Annotated in this window: 21 protein-coding genes; 12 read left to right on the top strand and 9 right to left on the bottom strand. The window is 66.9% G+C overall.

All coding sequences use genetic code 11. The features are described from left to right. Positions 1-95: 95 nt before the first annotated feature. On the top strand, positions 96-1,466 hold the full coding sequence (gene pmbA, locus M2282_RS04105) for a metalloprotease PmbA (RefSeq protein WP_280807488.1): 1,371 nt from the start codon (positions 96-98) through the stop codon (positions 1,464-1,466). 63 nt (positions 1,467-1,529) lie between these two features. Continuing rightward, a complete protein-coding gene (locus tag M2282_RS04100) occupies positions 1,530-2,480 on the top strand; it encodes an AraC family transcriptional regulator (RefSeq protein ID WP_280807487.1) in 951 nt (316 codons plus the stop codon). A 9-nt stretch (positions 2,481-2,489) separates the two neighbouring features. Here M2282_RS04100 and M2282_RS04095 read toward each other — a convergent pair whose 3' ends face one another. Beyond that, complete coding sequence (locus M2282_RS04095; protein WP_280807716.1) at positions 2,490-3,650, bottom strand: MFS transporter; 1,161 nt, start codon at positions 3,648-3,650, stop codon at positions 2,490-2,492. Between the two features lie 336 nt (positions 3,651-3,986). On the opposite strand from M2282_RS04095, the gene M2282_RS04090 reads away from it, so the two are divergent. The 9 genes from M2282_RS04090 to M2282_RS04050 all read left to right on the top strand — a co-directional run bounded on the left by M2282_RS04090 (position 3,987) and on the right by M2282_RS04050 (position 13,385). Next, entirely contained in the window at positions 3,987-5,267 is a 1,281-nt protein-coding gene (locus tag M2282_RS04090; protein WP_280807486.1) for an ABC transporter substrate-binding protein, read from the top strand. Continuing rightward, positions 5,264-6,145: a carbohydrate ABC transporter permease gene (locus tag M2282_RS04085; RefSeq protein WP_280807485.1), complete on the top strand. Its 882-nt coding sequence runs from the start codon at positions 5,264-5,266 to the stop codon at positions 6,143-6,145. Before M2282_RS04090 ends, M2282_RS04085 begins: the two co-directional genes overlap by 4 nt. A 23-nt stretch (positions 6,146-6,168) precedes the next feature. Then, positions 6,169-6,981 carry a carbohydrate ABC transporter permease gene (locus M2282_RS04080; RefSeq protein WP_432422865.1) on the top strand — a complete coding sequence of 271 codons (813 nt, stop codon included), beginning with the start codon at positions 6,169-6,171 and terminating at the stop codon, positions 6,979-6,981. A gap of 32 nt (positions 6,982-7,013) precedes the next feature. Continuing rightward, a complete protein-coding gene (locus M2282_RS04075) occupies positions 7,014-8,117 on the top strand; it encodes an ABC transporter ATP-binding protein (RefSeq protein ID WP_280807483.1) in 1,104 nt (367 codons plus the stop codon). Positions 8,118-8,149: 32 nt separating this feature from the next. Beyond that, positions 8,150-9,211 (top strand): NAD(P)-dependent alcohol dehydrogenase, encoded by a 1,062-nt coding sequence (locus M2282_RS04070; protein WP_280807482.1) that lies wholly within the window; start codon positions 8,150-8,152, stop codon positions 9,209-9,211. Positions 9,212-9,325: 114 nt separating this feature from the next. Further along, a complete protein-coding gene (locus M2282_RS04065) occupies positions 9,326-10,147 on the top strand; it encodes an SDR family oxidoreductase (protein WP_280807481.1) in 822 nt (273 codons plus the stop codon). After that, positions 10,147-11,475, top strand: coding sequence for a flavin-containing monooxygenase (locus tag M2282_RS04060; RefSeq protein ID WP_280807480.1), 1,329 nt, complete (start codon positions 10,147-10,149; stop codon positions 11,473-11,475). The genes M2282_RS04065 and M2282_RS04060 overlap by 1 nt, the downstream gene beginning before the upstream one ends. Before the next feature lie 18 nt (positions 11,476-11,493). Then, a complete protein-coding gene (locus tag M2282_RS04055; RefSeq protein WP_280807479.1) occupies positions 11,494-12,396 on the top strand; it encodes a bile acid:sodium symporter family protein in 903 nt (300 codons plus the stop codon). Further along, a complete protein-coding gene (locus tag M2282_RS04050) occupies positions 12,393-13,385 on the top strand; it encodes an SDR family oxidoreductase (RefSeq protein WP_280807478.1) in 993 nt (330 codons plus the stop codon). Before M2282_RS04055 ends, M2282_RS04050 begins: the two co-directional genes overlap by 4 nt. On the opposite strand, the gene M2282_RS04045 is transcribed toward M2282_RS04050, so the two are convergent. Next, positions 13,369-14,277, bottom strand: coding sequence for a LysR family transcriptional regulator (locus M2282_RS04045; protein ID WP_280807477.1), 909 nt, complete (start codon positions 14,275-14,277; stop codon positions 13,369-13,371). The genes M2282_RS04050 and M2282_RS04045 overlap by 17 nt on opposite strands. A gap of 100 nt (positions 14,278-14,377) precedes the next feature. On the opposite strand from M2282_RS04045, the gene M2282_RS04040 reads away from it, so the two are divergent. After that, positions 14,378-15,139, top strand: a complete 762-nt coding sequence (locus M2282_RS04040) for a sulfite exporter TauE/SafE family protein (protein ID WP_280807476.1) — start codon at positions 14,378-14,380, stop codon at positions 15,137-15,139. A 3-nt stretch (positions 15,140-15,142) separates the two neighbouring features. On the opposite strand, the gene M2282_RS04035 is transcribed toward M2282_RS04040, so the two are convergent. From M2282_RS04035 to M2282_RS04005, 7 genes are all read right to left on the bottom strand, one after another. Then, entirely contained in the window at positions 15,143-15,619 is a 477-nt protein-coding gene (locus M2282_RS04035; protein ID WP_280807475.1) for an NUDIX domain-containing protein, read from the bottom strand. Beyond that, complete coding sequence (locus tag M2282_RS04030; protein ID WP_206174382.1) at positions 15,619-16,068, bottom strand: GatB/YqeY domain-containing protein; 450 nt, start codon at positions 16,066-16,068, stop codon at positions 15,619-15,621. Before M2282_RS04030 ends, M2282_RS04035 begins: the two co-directional genes overlap by 1 nt. A 108-nt stretch (positions 16,069-16,176) precedes the next feature. Then, positions 16,177-16,389, bottom strand: a complete 213-nt coding sequence (gene rpsU, locus M2282_RS04025; protein WP_007833691.1) for a 30S ribosomal protein S21 — start codon at positions 16,387-16,389, stop codon at positions 16,177-16,179. A gap of 110 nt (positions 16,390-16,499) precedes the next feature. After that, positions 16,500-17,747 carry an NAD(P)/FAD-dependent oxidoreductase gene (locus M2282_RS04020; protein ID WP_280807474.1) on the bottom strand — a complete coding sequence of 416 codons (1,248 nt, stop codon included), beginning with the start codon at positions 17,745-17,747 and terminating at the stop codon, positions 16,500-16,502. Next, complete coding sequence (locus M2282_RS04015; RefSeq protein ID WP_280807473.1) at positions 17,737-18,528, bottom strand: YaeF family permuted papain-like enzyme; 792 nt, start codon at positions 18,526-18,528, stop codon at positions 17,737-17,739. Before M2282_RS04015 ends, M2282_RS04020 begins: the two co-directional genes overlap by 11 nt. After that, entirely contained in the window at positions 18,525-19,649 is a 1,125-nt protein-coding gene (locus M2282_RS04010; RefSeq protein ID WP_280807472.1) for a sterol desaturase family protein, read from the bottom strand. Before M2282_RS04010 ends, M2282_RS04015 begins: the two co-directional genes overlap by 4 nt. Before the next feature lie 64 nt (positions 19,650-19,713). Beyond that, positions 19,714-20,604 (bottom strand): ABC transporter permease, encoded by an 891-nt coding sequence (locus M2282_RS04005; RefSeq protein ID WP_280807471.1) that lies wholly within the window; start codon positions 20,602-20,604, stop codon positions 19,714-19,716. Positions 20,605-20,687: the final 83 nt, after the last annotated feature.

Below are 20,687 nucleotides of genomic sequence, written 5' to 3'. Positions count from 1 at the left end.
TGGGCCGCACCGTGCGGCGTTGCAATGTGCGCAACAGACCGTGGGGAGACAGTGGGGAAACGGGATATAGGGGGCGCAAGTATCATAGCCACCACATGACGACATCCTCCTCGCGCGCCGATTCCGGCTTCGCCTACAGCCGCTCCTTCTTCGAAAACCTGGTCGACACGGCCCTGGCCCACGCCAAAAAGCTCGGTGCGACCGATGCCGGTGCCGAGGCCTCCGAGGGCTGCGGGCTCAGCGTCTCGGTCCGCAAGGGCGAACTCGAGAACGTCGAGCGCAACCGGGACAAGTCGCTCGGCATCACGGTCTACGTGGGCCACCGCCGCGGCAACGCCAGCACCTCCGATTTCTCCGAAGGGGCGATCAAGCAGACGGTGCAGGCCGCCTACGACATCGCCCGCTTCACCGCCGAAGACCCCGTCAGCGGCCTTCCCGACGAGGAAGACATCGCCAAGGAACACCCCGAGCTGGACCTGTTCCACCCCTGGGACGTGACAAGCGAGCAGGCTGCCAGGCTGGCGCTGGAATGCGAAGAGGCGGCCCTCTCGACCGACAAGCGCATCACCAACAGCGAAGGCGCGGGCGTCTCGGCCCAGCAGAGCCATTTCTTCAGCGCCCACACGCACGGCTTTCGCGGCGGCTACGCCAGCTCGCGGCACTCGATTTCGGTCGCACCCATCGCCGGCAAGGGCGACAACATGCAGCGCGACGCCTGGTACAGCTCCATGCGCGCGGCCGATGAACTGGCGAGTCCGCAGGCCGTGGGCCGCTACGCCGCCGAACGGGCGCTCAGCCGCCTGAAGTCGCGCAAGATCAAGACCACCGAATGCCCGGTGCTGTTCGAGTCGCCGCTGGCCGTGGGCCTCCTGGGCGGGCTGGTGCAGGCCGTGAGCGGTGGGGCGCTCTACCGCAAGAGCACCTTCCTGCTCGATTCGCTCGGCAAGCCCGTGCTGCCCAAGCACATCGACATCGCCGAAGACCCGCATGTGATGCGCGGCAAGGGCAGCTCGCCCTTCGACGACGAAGGCGTGACCACCCGGGCGCGCAAGGTGGTCGATGCGGGACGGCTCGAGGGCTATTTCCTCTCCACCTACTCGGCCCGCAAGCTCGGCATGAAGACCACCGGCAACGCCGGCGGCTCGCACAACCTGACGCTGAGCTCGCGCCTCACGAAGCACGGCGACGACCTCGACGCCATGCTTGCCAAGCTGGGCACCGGCCTCTTCGTGATCGAGCTGATGGGGCAGGGCGTGAACTACGTGACCGGCGACTATTCGCGCGGTGCCAGCGGCTTCTGGGTCGAGAAGGGCAAGATCGCCTTCCCGGTGCAGGAGATCACCATCGCCGGCAACCTCAAGGACATGCTGATGGGCATTGAAGCCATCGGCGCCGATGCCTACACTTTCGGCGCCAAGACCACGGGGTCGATTCTGGTCAACCGGATGAAGGTGGCCGGCGCCTGACAGGCGCTGCCGGCAAACGGCGCAGGCTCTGAAGCACCCCGCGGTCACATCCAGGGACATGCCATGAGCAAATACAACAATGCGCGAAAGCCGGAACTCGAGCATGAACTGATGCGCGACCCCCGGCTCGGTTTCGAGCCGGCAGGCGGCAGTTCGGTGCGCTGCCTGCAGCACGGCGTGCCCTGGCCGTTCGACTGCTGGCACTACCACGACGAGTACGAGCTGCAGATCATCAACCGCAGCAGCGGCGATTCGTACGTCGGCAACCACATCGGCCGCTTCGAGCCGGGCTATGTCGCCCTCGTCGGCGGGCGCTTGCCGCACACCTGGATCTCGCACGACGTGCCGCCCGAGGGCATTGCCGACCGCAGCATGGTCATTCACTTTCGCGACGAGCCGCTGCGCAAGGCCTCGGGCCTGTTCCCCGAACTGGAGGCGGTGCTGCCGATGCTCGACCGCGCCCGGCTCGGCATCGAGTTCTTCGGCATCCACGAGCGGATGCGGGAGCGCTTCGCTCGCGTGCAAGGCCAGGAAGGCATGGCACGGCTTTCGGAATTCATCGGGCTGCTGCACGAACTCGCGAACTGGGAAGACTGGCGCCAGATCTCCAGCGCCGCCGGCCCGCTGGACGACGACCCCAGCGCCAACACCCGCATCCGACGCGTGCTCGACTACCTCGATGCGCACCTGACCGAAGAGCTCTCCCTGCCGGCCGTGTGCGCGGTGGCCAACATGGCCGAGAGCAGCTTCTCGCGCTACTTCCACAAGCACATGGGCAGCACCTTCACCGACTTCGTCACGCGGCTGCGCATCACCAAGGCCTGCGAGATGCTGCAGACCTCCGACCGGCTGGTGAGCGACATCTGCTACGAGGTGGGCTTCGCCAATCTCGCGAATTTCAACCGGCGCTTCCTCCAACTCAAGGGCATGACGCCCTCGGCCTACCGCCAGCAGGCGCAGGACCGCTTCGGCCTGCGCACTGCGCAGAACACGCCACTCGCGACCACCGCCTGAGCCTTCTTTTCAGGGGCTCGCATCCTGCGGGGTCAGGTGCCGGGTCGCGGCCCAGAACACCAGCGCCAGTGCGCTCGTGATGGCCCCGGCCAGGCAGACGCCGTTCCAGCCGGCATGGACATACACCATCGTCGAGGCGATCGATCCCGTGGCGGAGCCGATCGAATAGAAGATCATGTAGCCGGCGGTCAGCCGGCTCTGCGCTTCGGGGCGCACACGGTAGATCAGGCTCTGGTTCGAGACATGCACCGATTGCAGGCCGAAGTCGATCGTGACGACACCGACCACCATCGCCCAGATGGACCACGGCAACATCGCGATGAGCGCCCACGACAGCAGCATGACCGTGAGCCCGATGCCGGTGGTGCGCTGTGCGTGACCGCGGTCCGCCTGGCGGCCCGCGCGTGCAGCGCCCAGCGCACCGGCTGCGCCCGCCAGGCCGAACAGCCCCACCTGTGTGTGCGAGAGCGAGAAGGGCGGCGCGGTCAGCGGCAACACCATCGGCGTCAGCAGCATCGTGATGGCCATGAAGATCAGCATCGCGAGCACCGCGCGGATGCGCAGCACGGGCTCCTCGACGAAGAGCGTGAACACCGAGCGGATCAACTGCGCGTAGGAAATGCGTACCGCAGGCTGCGTGTGCCGGGGGAGCGCCTGCCACAACAAGCCGGCGACGGCCAGCGTGGCCGCAGCCGACACCAGGTACACCGAGCGCCAGCCTAAAAGATCGGACAGCGTGCCCGACACCGCACGCGCCAGCAGGATGCCCACGATGATCCCGCTGGTGACGATGCCCACCACACGGCCCCGCTCGCCCGGCGGCGCCATGATCGCGGCGTAGGCGACCAGCACCTGCGTCACGACGGCCAGCAGGCCGACCGCAGCCATCGCCGGCAGCAGCACCGCCGCGCTGGGCGCGAGCGCCACGCAGAGCAGCGCGATCGCCGACAGCAGCGACTGCCCGACGATCAGCCGCCGCCGGTCGATCAGGTCGCCCAGCGGAACGACGAGCAGCAACCCCAGCCCGTAGCCGACCTGCGTGATCGTGATGACGATACCGACCGTGGCGGGGCGGATGCCGAAGGTGGCCGCCAGCGTGTCCAGCAGCGGCTGGGCGTAGTAGACGTTGGCCACGGCGAGCCCGCAGGCGACCGCGAACAGCAGCGCCATGGGGGCGGATATGGCGGGCGCGGCGCCGCCGCGGCCCGCGGTCGCGTCGACCTTCAATTCCACTGCGGACCTCTGGTTTTCATGGCGTGATGACCGGATCGGTTTCAAAAAAAGACTGGATGGATTCTAGCCATCAGGTTTTATGTTGCAACCGATAAGGGCAAATCGGACGCTGCAGAAAGGCTTGGCGCCCGACACCCCCCCGGCAAAACCCCGAGGCCGCTGGTCATGGAAATACCAGTCCGTCGGTGCGCATGTACGCGGCGCCGGGCCCCGGCTGAATACGCTTCGACCCTCTCGCAGAGCCCTTCACAAGCAAGTACCAGGAGACAAACGATGACGAACCGAACCCCTCGCCGCATCACGGCCGGCGCGCTGCTGCTGGCAGCCTTGGCCGCAGCGGGCCATGCACAGGCGCAGCAGGCCTGCAAGGACGATGTGCGCGTGCTCTCCCAGCCCCGCGACGGCCTCACCCTGCTCGAAAAATACAAGGACGAGTTCAAGGCCCTGAGCGGTGCCTCGTTCACCATCGACAACCTCAACGAGAACGACCGCCGCACCAAGACGCGCGCCGATGCCTCTACCGTCGGCAAGTACAACGTGTACTACGTCGACGAGGCCAACGTGCCGCTGTTCGCGCAGTCCAAGTGGATCGTGCCGCTCGCCAAGTACTACCCGGCCGACTACGACTACGCCGACTTCGACCCCGGCCGCCAGAAGGTAGCGACCTTCGCGGGCGAGGCCTGGTTCGCGCCGCTCACCGGCGGTGGTGACCTCTTGGTCTACCGCAAGGACCTGCTCGAGAAGGCCGGCGTCAAACCGCCCACCACGCTCGACGAGTTCGTTGCCGCCGCGAAGAAGCTCAACGACCCGGCCAACGGCATCTACGGCGTGGCCCTGCGCGGCCAGCGCGGCTCCGGCGCCAACGTGTGGCGCTGGATGCCGTTCTTCCGCGGCTATGGCGGCCAGTGGTTCGACGGCGACAAGCCGGTCTTCAATTCGCCCGCCGCGCTGAAGGCCACGCAGACCTACCTGGAGCTCTTCAAGTACTCGGCACCCGGCACCAAGACCGGCAGCTGGGACGAATCCACCGGTGCCTTCCTCGCGGGCAAGGTCGCGCTGCTGGTCGAGTCGACGCCGCTCGCCGGCAATGCGCTCGATCCCAAGACCTCGACCGTGATCGGCAAGGTGGCCTACCTGCCGCCGCCCACGCCGCTGACCGGCGGCGGCTACGGCCATGGCCTCGCGATCGGTACCAAGGCCAACAAGACCGAAGAAGCCAAGAAATGCGCGGGCCTGTTCGTCGCCTGGGCCACCTCGAAGAAGCAGGAGCAGCGCCGTCTCGCCGAAGGCCAGTTCAGCGAACTCAACCGCACCAGCGTGCTGGGCAGCCCCGAGTTCGCCAAGCGCTACGGCGCCGATCTCGGCAAGGCCCTGGCCGACACCGGCAAGGTGACCGCGGTGAACTTCTGGCAGGACCCGGCCTGGCCCGACCTCGGCGACCGCTGGGGAATCATTCTCGAAGAGCTGGTCACCGGTTCGCGCACCGACATCCAGGGCGGGCTCGATGAACTCGACGCCTATGCGAAGCAGCTCATCGCACGGCGCAAGAAGTGAAGCAGACGCGAAGCAACCACAAGACCAGGCTGCCGGTCGTCTTCATCGGACCGGGCCTCCTGGTGCTGGCGATCCTCGCGCTGGTGCCGACGCTGTTCGCGATCGGCATCTCGCTGCAGGACCGCGAGCTGGGCCAGGCCGATCCCGGCTGGGTCTGGTTCTCGAACTACGTGCAGCTCTTCTCCGACCGGCGCTTCCTGAATTCGGTGCGCGTCTCGCTCGTCTGGGAGGTGATGACCGTCACCTCGACGATGGCCGTCGCGGTGCTGCTGGGCGTGCTGCTGTTCCAGAACACCACGCCGCGCTGGCGCAATGCGCTGTGCATGCTGTTCATCGTGCCGGTGCTGCTGCCGCGCGTGTCGGCGGCCTTCGTCTGGAAGTTCGCGTTCCATCCGCTCTTCGGCCTGCTCACGTATCCGTACAAGGCCATCACCGGCGAGCCGCTGGACCTGCTGGCCAATTCGCTCACGGCGCTGCTCACGGTGGCTTTCGTGGACGTGTGGCAGTGGGGCCTGTTCTTCGCCGTGATCGTGCTCAAGCTGCTCGAGACCCTGCCGCCCCAGCCCTTCGAGGCCGCGCGCATGGACCATGCGAAGACCTGGGAGGTCTACGCCTACGTCGCGCTGCCGATGCTCAAGGCGCCGCTCATCAGCCTCACCTTCGTGAAGATGGTCGAGTCGCTGCGCGCCTTCGACCTCATCTACGTGATGACGCGTGGCGGCCCCGGCATCTCGACCGAGACGCTGGACATGTACGCCTTCTCGCAGGGCTTCATCGAGTCGGGGCGCATCTCGTACGCATCGAGCATGGCGGTGCTGATGATGGTCGCCTCGACCGTTGCCTTCACCTATATCTGGAAATGGACGAGGCCCTCTTGATGAAGAAGAAACCGTCTCTCTCCATCGGCACGCTGCTCGCCCGGCTGGTGCTCGTCGTCGCCGGGCTCTCGGCCCTGGTGCCCGTGCTCTGGACCTTCATCAACTCGTTCAAGAACCGGGTGGACATCGTCTCGGCCGTGCCGAAGTTCATCTTCACGCCCACGCTGGAGAACTACGCCTATGTGCTCGGCCGCGAGGCGGTGGCGCAGGGCCTCGTCAACTCGATCCTGGTGGTCGGCGCGGCCGTGGTCATTGGCGCGGTGCTGGGGCTGCCAGCTGCCTATGCGCTGGCCCGCTATCCGCTGCGCTGGGCTGACGACATCCAGTTCTTCGTGCTGTCGATGCGCTTCCTGCCGCCGGTCGCTGTAGCCATTCCGTTGATGGTCATCTGGCTTCAGCTGGAGCTGTACGACACGCGCTTCGCGCTCATCGTCACCTACACGCTGCTCACGCTCTCCACCGTGATCTGGCTCGCGATTCCGGCCTTCAAGGCGGTGCCCAAGGAGGTGGAAGAAGCAGGGCGTGTCGATGGCTATGGGCCCTACGCGATCTTCTTTCGCGTGTCGCTGCCGATTGCCGCGCGCTCGCTGATCGGCGCCATCGCCTTCGGCTTCGTGCTGGTGTGGAACGAGTTCCTCATCGCGCTGATGCTTACGACCTCGGATGCGAAGACGCTGCCCATCGTCGCGTCCGAACTCAGCCAGCTGGGACGCGACGTGCCCTGGGGCATCCTGAATGCCTCGGTCATCCTGCTGTCGGTGCCGCCGCTCCTGATGGTCGGTGTGCTCAGCGGTTTCCTCAATGCCGCGTTCAAGCGCAAGCGGGAGGTCGCATGAGCCGCGCCGCATCCTCTTCTCACGATAAAAAAATGTCCGCAATCAGCTGTCACAACATCATCAAGCGCTACGGCGACACGCAGGTCGTCCACGCGTTCGACCTCGACGTGGCCGACAACGAGTTCGTCGTGTTCCTCGGCCCGTCGGGCTGCGGCAAATCGACCATCCTGCGCATGCTCGCGGGCCTGGAAGACATCAGCGGCGGCGACCTGCACATCGGCGGCCGGCGCGTCAACGACCTGCCGCCGCAGGAGCGCGGCATTGCCATGGTGTTCCAGAACTACGCGCTCTACCCGCACATGACCGTGCGCGACAACATCGCCTTCGGCCTGAAGCGCCTGAAGGTGCCCAAGGCCGAGATCGACAGCCGCATCAAGGAGGTGTCCGATACGCTGGGCCTGGAGCGCTACCTGCAGCGCAGGCCCACCGAGCTCTCGGGCGGCCAGCAGCAGCGCGTGGCCATTGCGCGCGCGATGATCAAGACGCCCAAGGTGTTCCTCTTCGACGAGCCGCTGTCGAACCTCGACGCCAAGCTGCGCAACCACATGCGCATCGAGATCGCCAAGCTGCACCAGACACTCAAGACCACCACGGTCTACGTCACGCACGACCAGCACGAGGCGATGACGCTCGCAGACCGCATCGTGCTGCTGCGCGACGGGCGCATCGAGCAGGTCGGCTCGCCCAAGGAAATCTTCGAGCGGCCGCGCTCGGCCTTCGTCGCCGGTTTCATCGGCACGCCGCCGATGAACCTGGTGGAGATGTCGGTCAAGGATGCGGGCAGCCATTTCGAACTGAGCGGACGCGGCGGTGTCGTGCATGTGAACGCGCGCCGGTTCGCGCTCGAAGGCCGCGAGCGCGTGACGCTGGGCATCCGCCCCGCCCATCTGCAGGTGGATGTGAACGGAGGCCGCGACGGCGGCTTCTCCGGCGAGGTGCAGCTCATCGAATACCTCGGCAATGAAGTGCTGGTGAGCTTCGGCGGGGACGACAACGAAATCTCCGCACTCATGCCCTCGGCCCAGAGCCCGCGCCTGCACGAGCGCGTGCGCTTCGTGGCCGATCCCCAGCAGGTGCATCTGTTCGACGTCGAAACCGGCGCTTCGCTGCTGCGTGACGGCACCCCTTTGCACTGATCCCACACACCCTTGAGCGAAAGAAAAAGGCAATGAAAGCACTGGTTTTGGAAAAGGCGCACGAACTTACGCTGCGCGATGTCGACGTCCCCCTGCACATGGGACCGCGCGACGTGAAGATCCGCATGCACACCGTGGGCGTCTGCGGCAGCGACGTCCACTACTACCAGCACGGCGGCATCGGCCCCTACGTGGTGAACGAGCCGATGATCCTCGGCCACGAAGCCTCCGGCGTGGTCGCCGAGGTGGGCGCCGAAGTCACCCACCTGAAGCCCGGCGACCGCGTCTGCATGGAGCCCGGCATCCCCGAGATGGACTCGCGCGCCACCCGCGAAGGCATCTACAACCTCGACCCCGCCGTGCGCTTCTGGGCCACGCCGCCGATCCACGGCTGCCTCACGCCCTTCGTGGTGCATCCGGCCGCCTTCACCTTCCGCATGCCCGACAACGTGAGCTTCGGCGAAGGCGCAATCGTCGAGCCGCTGGCCATCGGCCTGCAGGCGGCGAAGAAGGCCGCACTGAAGCCGGGGGACGTGGCGGTGGTCATCGGCGCCGGCACCATCGGCGCGATGACCGCGTTGGCCGCGCTCGCGGGCGGTGCGGCGCGCGTGATCCTTGCGGACCTCGTGCCCGAGAAGCTGGCGCTTTTCGCCGCCAATCCGGCAGTGACGACGGTGAATGTGCGCGACACGAACCTCTCCGAAACCGTGAAGGCGCTGACCGACGGCTGGGGCGCCAACGTGGTCTTCGAAGCCAGCGGCAGCACGCGCGCCTACGACGGCATCTTCGAGCTGCCGTGCCCGGGGGGCTGTGTCGTGATCGTGGGCTGCCCGCCCGCCAAGGTCGCGTTCGACATCGTCGCGATCCAGGCGAAGGAACTGCGCATCGAGTCGGTGTTCCGCTACGCGAACATCTTTCCGCGTGCGCTCGCGCTGATTGCCTCGGGACAAGTGAACGTGAAGCCCTTCATCTCGCGCACCTTCGCGTTCGAGGACGGCATCAAGGCGTTCGAGGAAGCTGCGGCGGGGAGGGCGAGCGACGTGAAGATCCAGATCGAGTTTTCGGCCTCTTCTGCAGCCTCTTCCGCGGCCTGAGCCGGTTCCGCGTCATCTGCCCGGAAGCAGCGGGGCAAGGGGAAACGCTGGGAGGCGCCGCGGCGATGCGCGGCTACAGTGGCTGCGCCTTGCTACTCGCAGCCTCATTGCCCCATGCCCTTGCTGTTTCGCAACGTCGTCCTCACCGGAGCCTGTGGTGGCCTCGGCCAGGCACTGGCGCGCGAGCTGATCGACGGCGGTTCGCAGGTGGCGCTGGTCGGACTCGATGCGGCGAAGCTCGAAGCGCTCGCTGCGCTGGCACCGGGGCGTTGCACGGTCTACACACCCGATGTGTCGAACAGCACGGCGATGCAGTCCATGGCCGTCGACTGGATGGCCAGGGCCGGCGTGCCGGACCTCGTGATTGCGAATGCGGGCGTGGCGGGCGGCTTCGATACCGCCGAGGCCGATGACCTCGAGGTGCTGCGCCGCATGCTGGAGATCAACCTGCTCGGCGCGGCCACCACCTTCCAGCCGTTCCTGAAGCCGATGCGTGCGCAGCATCGCGGCGCGTTGGTCGGCGTGGCCAGCATTGCGGGCTGGCGCGGCATGCCGGGCAACGGCGCGTACTGCGCGAGCAAGGCAGGGCTGATCCGCTATCTCGAAAGCCTGCGTGCCGAGTTGCGCGAGACAGGCGTCACGGTGCACACCATCAGTCCCGGCTACATCCGCACCGCCTTGACGGCGGGCAATCGCTTCGCGATGCCGGGCCTGCTTGAAGCCGACGAGGCCGCGCGCCAATTGCTTGCCGGTGTGCGTGCAGGGCGCGAGCAGATCGTGCTGCCACGCCGCATCGGCTGGCTCTCGAAGTTGCTGAACCTGCTGCCCGAGAAGCTGCACGACCGCGTGCTGCGCGGGCAGCCGCGCAAGCCGCGCGTGGGCGAGGCGGGCGCCACGGCCATTCCCGGTCTTTCTGAAAAACATCCACCCACCTGATGTCCGAGAACGTCCCCACCCGCGAAAAGATCGCGCTCATCGGCGCCGGCCCTTCCGGCCTGGCCGGGGCGCGCAACCTGCAGAAGCACGGCGTTCCCTTTCAGGGCTTCGAGGCGCACAGCGATGTGGGTGGCCTCTGGGACATCGACAACCCGCGCTCCACGGTCTATCACTCGGCGCACCTGATCTCCAGCAAGCGCACCACCGAGTTCGCCGAGTTCCCGATGGCCGACACGGTGGCCGACTATCCGAGCCATCGGGAACTGCGCCGCTACTTCAGCGACTTTGCCGACCGCTTCGGGCTGCGGGAACACTTCCGCTTCAACACGTGCGTGCTGCGCGTGGAGCCGGTGAGCGATGCGCCGGACACACGCTGGCGCGTGACCATCGACACGGGAGCGGGCGGCGTCGAGACCGCCGAATACAAGGGCGTGGTCATCGCCAACGGCACGCTCGCCGAGCCCAAGCGCCCGCAGTTCGAAGGCCGCTTCGACGGCGAGCTGCTGCACACCAGCGACTACAAGCACGCCGAGCTCTTCAAGAACAAGCGCGCGCTGATCGTCGGTGCGGGCAACTCGGGCTGCGACATCGCGGTCGATGCGGTGCACTACGCGAAGAGCGTCGACATCTCGGTGCGGCGCGGCTACTACTTCGTGCCGAAGTACGTGTTCGGCAAGCCGGCCGACACGCTCGGCGGCAAGCGGCCGCTGCCGCCGTGGCTCAAGCAGCGGGTCGATGCGACGGTGCTCAAGTGGTTCACCGGCGACCCGGTGCGCTTCGGATTTCCGAAGCCCGACTACAGGATGTACGAGTCGCACCCCATCGTGAATTCGCTGGTGCTGCATCACGTGGGCCACGGCGACATCGGCGTGCGCGGCGACATCGCGCGGCTCGACGGGCACACGGTGCACTTCAAGGACGGCAGTGCGCGCGACTACGACCTGATCCTGGCCGCGACCGGCTATGCGCTGCACTACCCCTTCATCGACCGCGAACTGCTCAACTGGCAGGGCATGGCGCCGCGCCTGTACCTCAACATCTTCTCGCCGCGCTTCGAGAGCATTGCCGTGCTCGGCATGATCGAGGCGAGCGGCATCGGCTGGCAGGGGCGCTACGAGCAGGCCGAACTGTTGGCGCGCTACTTCCGCGCGAAGGCCGCGGGCTCGCCCAAGGCCGCGGCGTTGCGCGCCGCGGTGCAGGGGCCGCCGCCCGATCTGTCGGGCGGCTACAAGTATCTGCAGCTGGAACGCATGGCGTACTACGTGCACAAGGACACCTACCGCGCGGCGGTGCGCAGCGCCTCGGCGGCGCTGGCCGATCCACTCTGAACCAGGCCACGAACACCCATGCTGCCCGTCGACGAAATCCGCCTGCACTTCAACCCCGCCTCGCTGGTGCTGCTCAACCTGGTGCTGGGCTTCCTGATGTTCGGCATTGCGCTGGACACGCGCATCGACGACTTCAGGCGCGTGGCGCGCATGCCGGGCGCGATGGCGGTGGGCATAGCCGCGCAGTTCATCGTGCTGCCGGCCGTGACCTTCGCGCTCACGCTCATCCTGAAGCCGGGGCCGAGCATCGCACTGGGCATGATCCTGGTGGCCTGCTGCCCGCCGGGGAACATCTCGCAGATCCTCACGCACCGTGCGGGCGGGAACGTGGCGCTGTCGGTGTCGATGACGGCGATCTCGAATGCGCTCTCCATCGTCGTCATGCCGCTGAACTTCGCGTTCTGGGGCGGGCTGCATCCGACGGCCTCGGCGCTGCTCAAGACGATTGCGCTGGACCCGCTCGACATGCTGGGCCACATCGTGATGATCATCGGCATTCCGTTCGTGCTGGGCGTGGCCTGCGCGCATCAGCTGCCGCGGTTCACGGTGCGCATCAAGAAGCCGGCGCGCATCCTGAGCTTCCTCGCGCTGATCGCTTTCATCGTCGGTGCCATCGCGGGCAACTGGCGCTTCTTTCTCGACTACGTGGGGCTGGTGCTGCTGGCGGTGGTGATCCACGATGCGCTCGCGTTCGGCACGGGCTACCTGTGTGCGCGGCTCTCGGGGCTGGGCGACTACGACCGGCGTGCGGTGTCCATCGAGGTGGGCATCCGCAACGCGGGGCTCGGGCTGGTGCTGATCTTCAGCTTCTTCGGCGGGCTGGGCGGCATGGCGGTGGTGGCTGGCGTGTGGGGCTTCTGGGACATCATCGCGGGCCTTGCGCTGGCGAGCTGGTGGGGGCGCAAGCCCGCGACGCCATGAACACGATGCCCGCAGCACGCCGTGTGCTCGTGACGGGCGGCGACGGGTTTCTCGGGCGCAGCGTGCTCGCTGCGCTGGCGGGGAAGTCGCTCGACATGATCGTGGCGCTCGATGTGCGTGAGGTGCCTGCGGAGCGTCAGCTGCCGGGTGTGGTCTATCGCCGGCAGGACGTGCGCGATGCGGGCATCGGCGACACGCTTGCAGCGCACGCCATCGACACGGTCGTGCACCTGGCCTCCATCGTCACGCCGGGCAAGGACTCGAACCGTGCCTTCGAGCATTCGGTCGATGTGGGCGGAACACGCAATATGCTCGAAGCCTGCGTGGCGCAGGGCGTGCGGCACATCGTGGTGTCGTCCAGCGGCGCGGCCTATGGCTATCACGCCGATAACCCGGCGTGGATGATCGAGTCGCAGCCGCTGCGCGGCAATCCGGTGTTCGCGTACGCCGACCACAAGCGGCAGGTGGAGGAGATGCTCGCGGACTTTCGCGAGAAGCACCCCGCGCTCGCGCAGACGGTGCTGCGCATCGGCACCATCCTCGGCGAGCGGGTCGACAACCAGATCACCGCGCTGTTCGAGAAGAAGCGGCTGATCGCCATCCGCGGCAGCGCGAGCCCGTTCGTGTTCGTGTGGGACGAAGACGTGACGGGCGCCATCGCGCATGCGCTCGGCGGCGCGCCGGCCGGTTGCTACAACCTCGCGGGCGATGGCGCGCTCACCATCCACGAGATCGCATCGCGCCTGGGCAAGCAGGCGACCGACTGGCCGGCCGGGGTGCTGAAGGCTGCGCTCGCGGTGGGTTCGGCATTGGGTGTCAGCCGCTACGGCCCGGAGCAACTGGATTTCCTGCGCTACCGGCCGGTGCTGCTCAACACCGCGCTGAAGGACCGCTTCGGCTACGTGCCGCGCAAGACCAGCAGCGAAGCCTTCGACGCCTTCGTGGCAGCGCGTGCGCGGCAGGGGCGGCCGGTCACTTCTTCTTCGTAACTTCTTCCACGGGCGCGATCAGGTGCTCGAGCATGCGCCGGGCGTTGATCGGCAGGTCTTCCGACGAGCGCACGCAGGCCATCAGCGTGCGCTCGGCCCAGGCGTCGGCGAGCGAGGCGCGCGCGATCTTCATCGAACGGGCGCAGCGCTCGGCCGCGGTCTGCGGCACGATGCCCACGCCGATGCCGTACTCGACCATGCGGCACACCGCCTCGAAATTGCGCACGCGCACGCGGTACGCCAAGTGCTTGCCCAATGCGCGCACGTGGCCGGTCAGCAGTTGCTGCAGCGCGCTGTCCGCGGGCAGGCCGACGAATTCGTTGTCGACCACTTCAGCCAGATGCACGCGGCGGCGCGTGGCCAACGCATGGCCGCGCGGCATCACGAGCACGAGGTCGTCCCGACGGAAGGGATGGCATTCGAGGCCTTCGCTGTCGATGGCGTCCGAGACGATGCCGATGTCGCACAGGCCCGCGCGCAGCGCATCGACGGTGTCGGGGCTCGGGCGCTCCTCCAGGTCGACCGAGATGCGCGGATGCTGCGCGAGAAAGCGGCTGAGCACTTCGGGCAAATGTTCGGTCAGCGCCGAGGTGCCGCACATGAAGCGCACGTGGCCCTTCAGGCCCTGTCCGTATTCGCCGAGCTCGCCGCGCAACCGTTCCATCTGCTGGAGCACGACGCGTGCGTGGTGCAGCAGCGTGCGGCCGGCCTCGGTGGGGCGCACGCCCTGTGCGTGGCGGGTGAGCAGGGGGCTGCCGAGCGCGTCTTCCATGCCGCGCACGCGCTGGCTGGCCGAGGCGAGCGTCATGTGCGAGCGCTCTGCGCCGGCCGTGAGGCTGCCGGCCTCGACGACGTGGATGAACAGGCGCAGGTCGGTGAGATCGAATCGCATGGTGGGGGCAAGGTAGCACGAGAGCCTCAGCCTGTGCCTGAGGCTGGGTGCGCGAATGCCGCATTTCCAGGTTCGAGGCCGGTCGGCAAACTGGGCGGCAATGACGATTTTTTCGAACGAACTGACAGCGGGCCACTGGGCCGCGGCTGCCGCCGTATTTCTTCTGGCTGGTGTGATCAAGGGCGTGATCGGGCTCGGCCTGCCGACGGTGTCGATGGCGCTGCTCGCGCTCTGGATGCCGCCGGTACGGGCCGCGGCTTTGCTGATCGTGCCGTCGCTCGTCACGAACATCTGGCAGACCGGGCCGCGCGCGAGCTTCGGGGCGGTGCTGCGGCGCATCGGCGGCATGCAGGCGGGGATTGTCGTGGGCACGCTGGGCGGGGCGGCCTGGCTTGGCGCGCCGGGAGGTGCGTGGGCTTCGGTGGCGCTCGGCGTGGCGCTGGTGGCCTATGCGCTCTGGGGGCTCACGGGGCGGCAGCTGCATGCACCGGTGGCGCACGAGTGGTGGCTGGGGCCGCTGGTGGGCGTTGCGACGGGACTGGTGACGGCGGTGACCGGCGTGTTCGCGATGCCGGCCGTGCCCTATCTGCAGGCGCTGGGTTTCCAGCGCGATTCGCTGATCCAGGCAATGGGGATTTCGTTCACCACTTCGACCGTGGTGCTGGGCATCGGGCTGGCGGGGAACGGGGGCTATCCGATGGCGGCGGTGGGCAGTTCGGTCGCGATGCTGGTGCCGGCGATAGTCGGCATGGTCATCGGGACTTGGCTGCGGCAGAAGCTGCCGGTGGCGGTGTTCAAGCGCTGCTTCCTGATCGGGCTGGCGCTTCTGGGGGCCTACATGGCGGTTCGCGCCATGGGGTGATCGTCAGGCGACAGATAGCAAAGCGGCGCGCACGCGCTCGATGGTCTGGCGGTAGGGCAGGGCGAAGTCGTCGAGGGCGTCGTCGGCGCCAAGCCAGCGGAAGACGAACACCAAACCTTCTTCTTCAGGGCTGCCCGTGGCCACGTGCTCGAAAGTCTCGGGCAGCGGCCCCTCGGCGCGCATCAGGAACAGGTGCCACAGCTGCGGGTGGCGGTGTGTGTTGCCCTCGACACCGGCCTCGCATTCGCGGTCCAGCGTGCCGAGCGGCTGCAGTTCGCCCGTGAAGTCGATGCCCGACTCCTCGAGCAGTTCGCGCCGCACCGCCACTTCGGGCGATTCGCCGGGCTCGATGGTGCCCTTGGGCAGTTGCGTGTTGCCGTCCCCGGGGTGACGGAACACCAGCAGCCGGCCCCGCGCGTCGACCAGGCAGGCGCAGGCCTTGAGGATCGGATCGGAGGGGCTGGCGCTGCTGTCGCTCATCAGGCGCCCGTCAAGGCGGCCTTGACCGCTGCGCTGACCTGGCCCATGTCGGCCTTGCCGGCCAAGCGGGTCTTGACCACGCCCATCACCTTGCCCATGTCGCCGGGGCCGCTGGCACCCAGCTCGGCCACGATGGCCTTCACGGCGGCCACGGTTTCGTCGGCGCTCATGCGCTGGGGCAGGTAGACCTCCAGCACCTTGATCTCCGCGGCTTCCTTGTCGGCGAGGTCGGCGCGGCCACCGGTGGTGAACGCGGCGATCGAGTCCTTGCGCTGCTTGACCATCTTGTCGACGATGGCCACGACCATGGCGTCGTCGAGCTCCACGCGCTCGTCGACTTCCTTCTGCTTCAGGGCGGCGAGCAACAGGCGGATGGTGCCCAGGCGCTCGGAGTCCTTGGCGCGCATCGCCGTCTTCATGTCTTCGGTGATCTGTTCTTTGAGGGTCATTGGAAGCCTTTCGGAAAAAACAAAAGCCGCGGCAGGTTTCCCTGGCGCGGCTGGTGCAACGGGACGCTGGCGAGGACTTTCGTCGGGGCCAGCCGCCCTGGGCGTTGCTTAGTACAGCTTCTTGGGGAGCTGCATGCTGCGCACGCGCTTGTAGTGGCGCTTGACGGCGGCTGCCTTCTTGCGCTTGCGCTCGGCGGTCGGCTTTTCGTAGAACTCGCGGGCGCGCAGGTCGGTCAGCAGGCCGAGCTTTTCGATGGTGCGCTTGAAGCGACGCAGAGCGACGTCGAAGGGCTCGTTTTCTTTAACGCGGATGGTGGTCATTGATGAATCGTTGAACTGAAGTTGGCTCGGGGAGATCGAGGCCCAAAGCCGGGGTTCCTCAACTGAAATCTTTGGTGGCCGTTGAGGGAAGGCCAAAAGTTAGCCCGCGATTATAGCGCGGTTGCGCACGCATGGGCGCTTGCCCAGGCCCATTGGAAGTTGTATCCGCCCAACCAACCCGTCACATCGACCACTTCGCCGATGAAATACAGGCCCGGCTGATTCGATTCCATGGTCTGGGACGACAGATCGCGGGTGTCGACGCCACCGGCGGTGACTTCGGCCTTCTTGTAGCCCTCGGTGCCGCTCGGGGTGATCTGCCATCGGGCGATGCGCTCGGAAAGCGCTGCCAGCGCCTTGTCGGCGGCCTCGTTGACGGGGCGCTGCAGGGCCGAATCCTGCCCGACCCAAGCGTCCGCCAGCCGGGAGGGCACCAGCGTCGCCAGCTCGTTGGCAATGCGTTTCTTCGAGCGCAGCTTGGCTTCGCCCAGGGCTTCGGCCACGTCCGTGCCGGGTGCGAAATCGATGGTGAGCGGGGCGCCCGGCTTCCAGTAGCTCGAAATCTGCAGCACCGCCGGACCGGAAAGCCCCCGATGAGTGAACAGCAGGTCTTCCAGGAATGCCATCTTTTCTTTCTTGGCGCCGGTCTCGATCCGCACCGGCAGCGCCAGCCCGGCCAGTTCGGCATACGGCGCCCAGGCTTCGCCGCCAAAGGTCAGCGGCACAAGCGCAGGGCGGGGCGTGACCACGCGGAGGCCGAACTGCTCGGCCAGGCGGTAGCCGAAGTCGGTGGCGCCGATTTGGGGAATCGACAGGCCGCCGGTCGCAATCACCAGTTTCGGTGCTTCGATTACGCCTCGATCGCTATGAATTCGATAGCTTCCGGTGCCCGTTGCATCAGCGGTTGCCGGAGAAAAAGCAATGTTCCCCAGCTTGCACGGCTGCCACCGCGTCACCCCGCCGGCTTCGCATTCCGCCAGCAGCATGTCCACGATCTGCTGCGAGGAGCCGTCGCAGAACAGCTGCCCCTTGTGCTTCTCGTGAAAGGCGATCCCGTGCTTCTGCACCAGCTCGATGAACTGCTGCGGCGCATAGCGCGACAGGGCAGAGCGGCAGAAATTCGGGTTGTCGCCGATGAAGTGACGCTGCGGCGCGCGCACGTCGAGGTCGCGGTTGGTGAAATTGGCCCGCCCGCCACCCGAGATGCGGATCTTCTCGCCCACCTTCTCGCTGTGGTCGACCAGGAGCACCTTGAGCCCGCGCTGGCCCGCCACCCCGGCGCAGAACAGCCCGGCCGCACCGGCGCCGACCACGACCACATCGAATTGAAAAGGAGCGCTCAAACCGTCAAGGCCCATCCGCCGCCAGGATCGGCGGCGCGTTGTACTTCAGGTGTCCGATGTAGCGCAGCGGCTGCGTGGCGGAAATGGACGGCACATCGCCCTCGCGCATGTGCAGCAGATCGGCCGGGCTCACCCAGCGCGGGTCGGCCGCGGTGATCGGCAGGCCCGCCTGGCGGTAGGCCTCGAGCACGAACTGCGAGCAGAAGAACTGGTCGTCGCGGCTCGCCCCCAGCTGCACCATGGCCATGCCCCTGATGCAGAAATTGCTGACCGACGAAGGAATCAGCGGCAGCTCGCACAGGCGCCGGTTCAGCACGAAGGGCGCATTCAGCAGCACGCCCGTGGTGTTGTAGCGCGTGCCGACCTGCGAATTGGCCCAGGTGCGCAGCTTGGCGACACCCGCGGCATCGAGGCTCGGCACGCGGAATGCCACCACCATCTGTTCCTCGGCCACCACGTCGGCCAGCGGCCGTGCGCGCACACCGGTGCCCACGGCCTCGGCGATCAGCCCGTCGCCCAGGTACAGCAGCGCATGGCTCACTGGCGAGAAGGTGCCCAGCCGGATGCCGAAGGAATTGACCGTCGCGATCGAGCTCAGCAGGATGTCGCCGGGCTCCAGCGCGCTGGCCGTGATGAGCTCGCCGCCGTTGCCCGGCGCGATGACCGAACTCTGTACCCTGAGGCGCAGGCCCGAGTCCTTGGAGGGCAGGTCGACCCGGGTGGCGCAGGCCGAGAGCAGCAGCGCGGCACCCGCCACGGCCATGAGCGCGGCGGCACGAAGAGCGGCGCGCATCATCCCTTCCAGATGAACGGAAACTTCAACTGCTTGAAGAAGCCGTTGGGCACGTAGTCGCCCAGCACGCCGTACTTCTCGGGCCAGAGCTTGGTGCTCTTGACCGCGGTGCCGAAGATGTAGTCGAGGAAGGCGTAGTGCGCCGAATAGTTCTTGTCGAGCGCCTCGATGTCCTGGCTGTGGTGCCAGTGGTGGAAATTGGGCGTCACGATGATGTAGCGCAGCGGCCCCAGGCGCACGCTCACGTTGCAGTGGTTGAACACCGCCTGGAAGCCGACCACCACGATGTAGGCGTCGATCACTTCCTTGCTGAAGCCCAGCACGTAGATCGGCGCGAGCACCAGCGTGCGTGTGATGAGCAATTCAAGAATGTGCTGGCGCGAGCCTGCCATCCAGTCCATGCTTTTGACGCTGTGGTGCACCGCGTGCAGGCGCCAGAGCACCGGCACCTCGTGGTAGGCGCGGTGCGTCCAGTACTGCACGAGGTCGGCCACCAAAATGATCAGCAAAATGCCCGCCCAGAAGGGCAGGTTGCCCACCCAGCCGCGGATGCCGTCATTGGCGGCCCAGCCGAAGAGCTTGTGCACCATGAGGTTGGTGGCCAGCAGCACGAAGCCCACGATCATGTGGTTCACCACGAAGTGGTGGAAGTCGGTCTGCCACTCTTCGCGGAACACGGGCTGGTCCTTGCGCAGCGCGAACAGCTTCTCGATGAAGATGAAGATCAGCGACGAGCCCAGCAGGTCGAGGATGAACCAGTCCAGCCCGATGTACGGCGTGTTGTCCGCAAAGTCGTGCACCGGCACCTTGTGCCCGCCCAGCAGCGCCGAGGCCACCACCAGCAGGAACGCGGCCGACGAGAGCCAGCGCGAGCGGTTGAAGATGATGTTGACCAGCGAGAGCCCGCCCGAAACCACCAGGGCCACGAGCAGGATGTAGCGCATCACGTCGACGTTGTAGCTCTTGCGCAGCTCCGGCGTCGTGAGGTACTGCGGGAAGTGGAAGGCCAGCACCCCGAGGAAGCACAGGATGGCCAGGCTCAGGGCGATGGTCCCGGTGACGAGGCCGCGGCCGCGCTGCAGCTCGCCGTGGCTCGCCGTGAAGTCGTTCAGTTTGTCGAGCATGTCCGCCTCTCTCTCTATCGCTTTTGCTTGTTGGAGCGCGATTTTAGGCGGCGTAGGAAAAATCTCACACAGGCCGGACGGCCCGCCGCCGCAACAGCGCCGCAGCCCCGAGCGCCACGGCCATGACCAGCAGCGAAACGATGGTGGTCACCGTCCCCAGCGCGTAGATCGAAGGCGTCGTGACCGTCGAGGTCAGGCCCTGCAGTTCGAGCGGCAGCGTGTTGACGTCGCCGATGGCCTGCGAGGTGCGGGCGATCTCGTCCCACGAGAGCGTGAAACCGAACATGCCGATGCCGACGATCGAGGGGCCGATCAGCGGCAGCACGACGAAGCGGAAGGCCTGCCACGGCGTGGCGCCGAGGTCGCGCGCGGCTTCTTCATAGGCCGGGTTGAAGCGGTTGAACACCGCGAACATGATGAGCAGGCCAAAGGGCAGCGTCCACGTCAGATGCGCGCCGAGGGCGGAGCTGAAGAGGCCGAGCGCCGTGCCGTAGCCTTCGAGCAGCGTGGTGGCGTCCATGGCCGTGAGCACGCCCTTGATGCCGGTGTCCAGCAGCCGGAACTGCAGGCCGATGCCGAGCGAAATGATGATCGACGGCATGATCAGGCTCGCCACCGTCACGAAGAAGAGGGCGTTGCCGCCCTTGAGCTTCTTGCGGAACGCGAGCCCGGCCAGCACCGACAGCACCACGGTGAAGGCCATCACCACAGCGCCCAGCGCCAGCGAGCGCCTGAAGGCCGCGCCGATGTCGACGGTACCCAGGCCCTCGGCGAGCTTGTAGAACCAGTGCAGCGAGACGCCGCGCAGCGGGAAGGTGAGGCCGCCCTCGGGGCCCTGGAAGCTCAGCACGAAGATCGTGATCATCGGGCCGTAGAGGAACAGCACGAAGAGGGCGAAGACGGTCGCGAGGGGCCAGAAGCCGGGGGCGCGTTGTTCTCTGATGTGTGGGGTCATGGGGGCCTTCAGGGCGTGTGCACAGGCCACCGGGTACTTCCCTCCGCGAATGTCCCCCGGCCTGCGGCCTCCTCCTTGATTTC

Origin of the sequence: Variovorax boronicumulans (genome assembly GCF_029892485.1) — a bacterium.
In the GTDB taxonomy this organism is placed as follows: Bacteria; Pseudomonadota; Gammaproteobacteria; order Burkholderiales; family Burkholderiaceae_C; genus Variovorax; species Variovorax boronicumulans_B.
The sequence above is the reverse complement of the archived record's forward strand: the minus strand, read 5'-3'. Positions and strand labels throughout refer to the sequence as shown.

Coding starts and splice junctions, on each gene's coding strand:
- pmbA (WP_280807488.1), top strand. CDS start 96: ATGACGACATCCTCCTCGCGCGCCGATTCCGGCTTCGCCTACAGCCGC.
- M2282_RS04100 (WP_280807487.1), top strand. CDS start 1,530: ATGAGCAAATACAACAATGCGCGAAAGCCGGAACTCGAGCATGAACTG.
- M2282_RS04095 (WP_280807716.1), bottom strand. CDS start 3,650: ATGGCGCTGCTGTTCGCGGTCGCCTGCGGGCTCGCCGTGGCCAACGTC.
- M2282_RS04090 (WP_280807486.1), top strand. CDS start 3,987: ATGACGAACCGAACCCCTCGCCGCATCACGGCCGGCGCGCTGCTGCTG.
- M2282_RS04075 (WP_280807483.1), top strand. CDS start 7,014: ATGTCCGCAATCAGCTGTCACAACATCATCAAGCGCTACGGCGACACG.
- M2282_RS04070 (WP_280807482.1), top strand. CDS start 8,150: ATGAAAGCACTGGTTTTGGAAAAGGCGCACGAACTTACGCTGCGCGAT.
- M2282_RS04065 (WP_280807481.1), top strand. CDS start 9,326: ATGCCCTTGCTGTTTCGCAACGTCGTCCTCACCGGAGCCTGTGGTGGC.
- M2282_RS04060 (WP_280807480.1), top strand. CDS start 10,147: ATGTCCGAGAACGTCCCCACCCGCGAAAAGATCGCGCTCATCGGCGCC.
- M2282_RS04055 (WP_280807479.1), top strand. CDS start 11,494: ATGCTGCCCGTCGACGAAATCCGCCTGCACTTCAACCCCGCCTCGCTG.
- M2282_RS04050 (WP_280807478.1), top strand. CDS start 12,393: ATGAACACGATGCCCGCAGCACGCCGTGTGCTCGTGACGGGCGGCGAC.
- M2282_RS04045 (WP_280807477.1), bottom strand. CDS start 14,277: ATGCGATTCGATCTCACCGACCTGCGCCTGTTCATCCACGTCGTCGAG.
- M2282_RS04040 (WP_280807476.1), top strand. CDS start 14,378: ATGACGATTTTTTCGAACGAACTGACAGCGGGCCACTGGGCCGCGGCT.
- M2282_RS04035 (WP_280807475.1), bottom strand. CDS start 15,619: ATGAGCGACAGCAGCGCCAGCCCCTCCGATCCGATCCTCAAGGCCTGC.
- M2282_RS04030 (WP_206174382.1), bottom strand. CDS start 16,068: ATGACCCTCAAAGAACAGATCACCGAAGACATGAAGACGGCGATGCGC.
- rpsU (WP_007833691.1), bottom strand. CDS start 16,389: ATGACCACCATCCGCGTTAAAGAAAACGAGCCCTTCGACGTCGCTCTG.
- M2282_RS04020 (WP_280807474.1), bottom strand. CDS start 17,747: ATGGGCCTTGACGGTTTGAGCGCTCCTTTTCAATTCGATGTGGTCGTG.
- M2282_RS04015 (WP_280807473.1), bottom strand. CDS start 18,528: ATGATGCGCGCCGCTCTTCGTGCCGCCGCGCTCATGGCCGTGGCGGGT.
- M2282_RS04010 (WP_280807472.1), bottom strand. CDS start 19,649: ATGCTCGACAAACTGAACGACTTCACGGCGAGCCACGGCGAGCTGCAG.
- M2282_RS04005 (WP_280807471.1), bottom strand. CDS start 20,604: ATGACCCCACACATCAGAGAACAACGCGCCCCCGGCTTCTGGCCCCTC.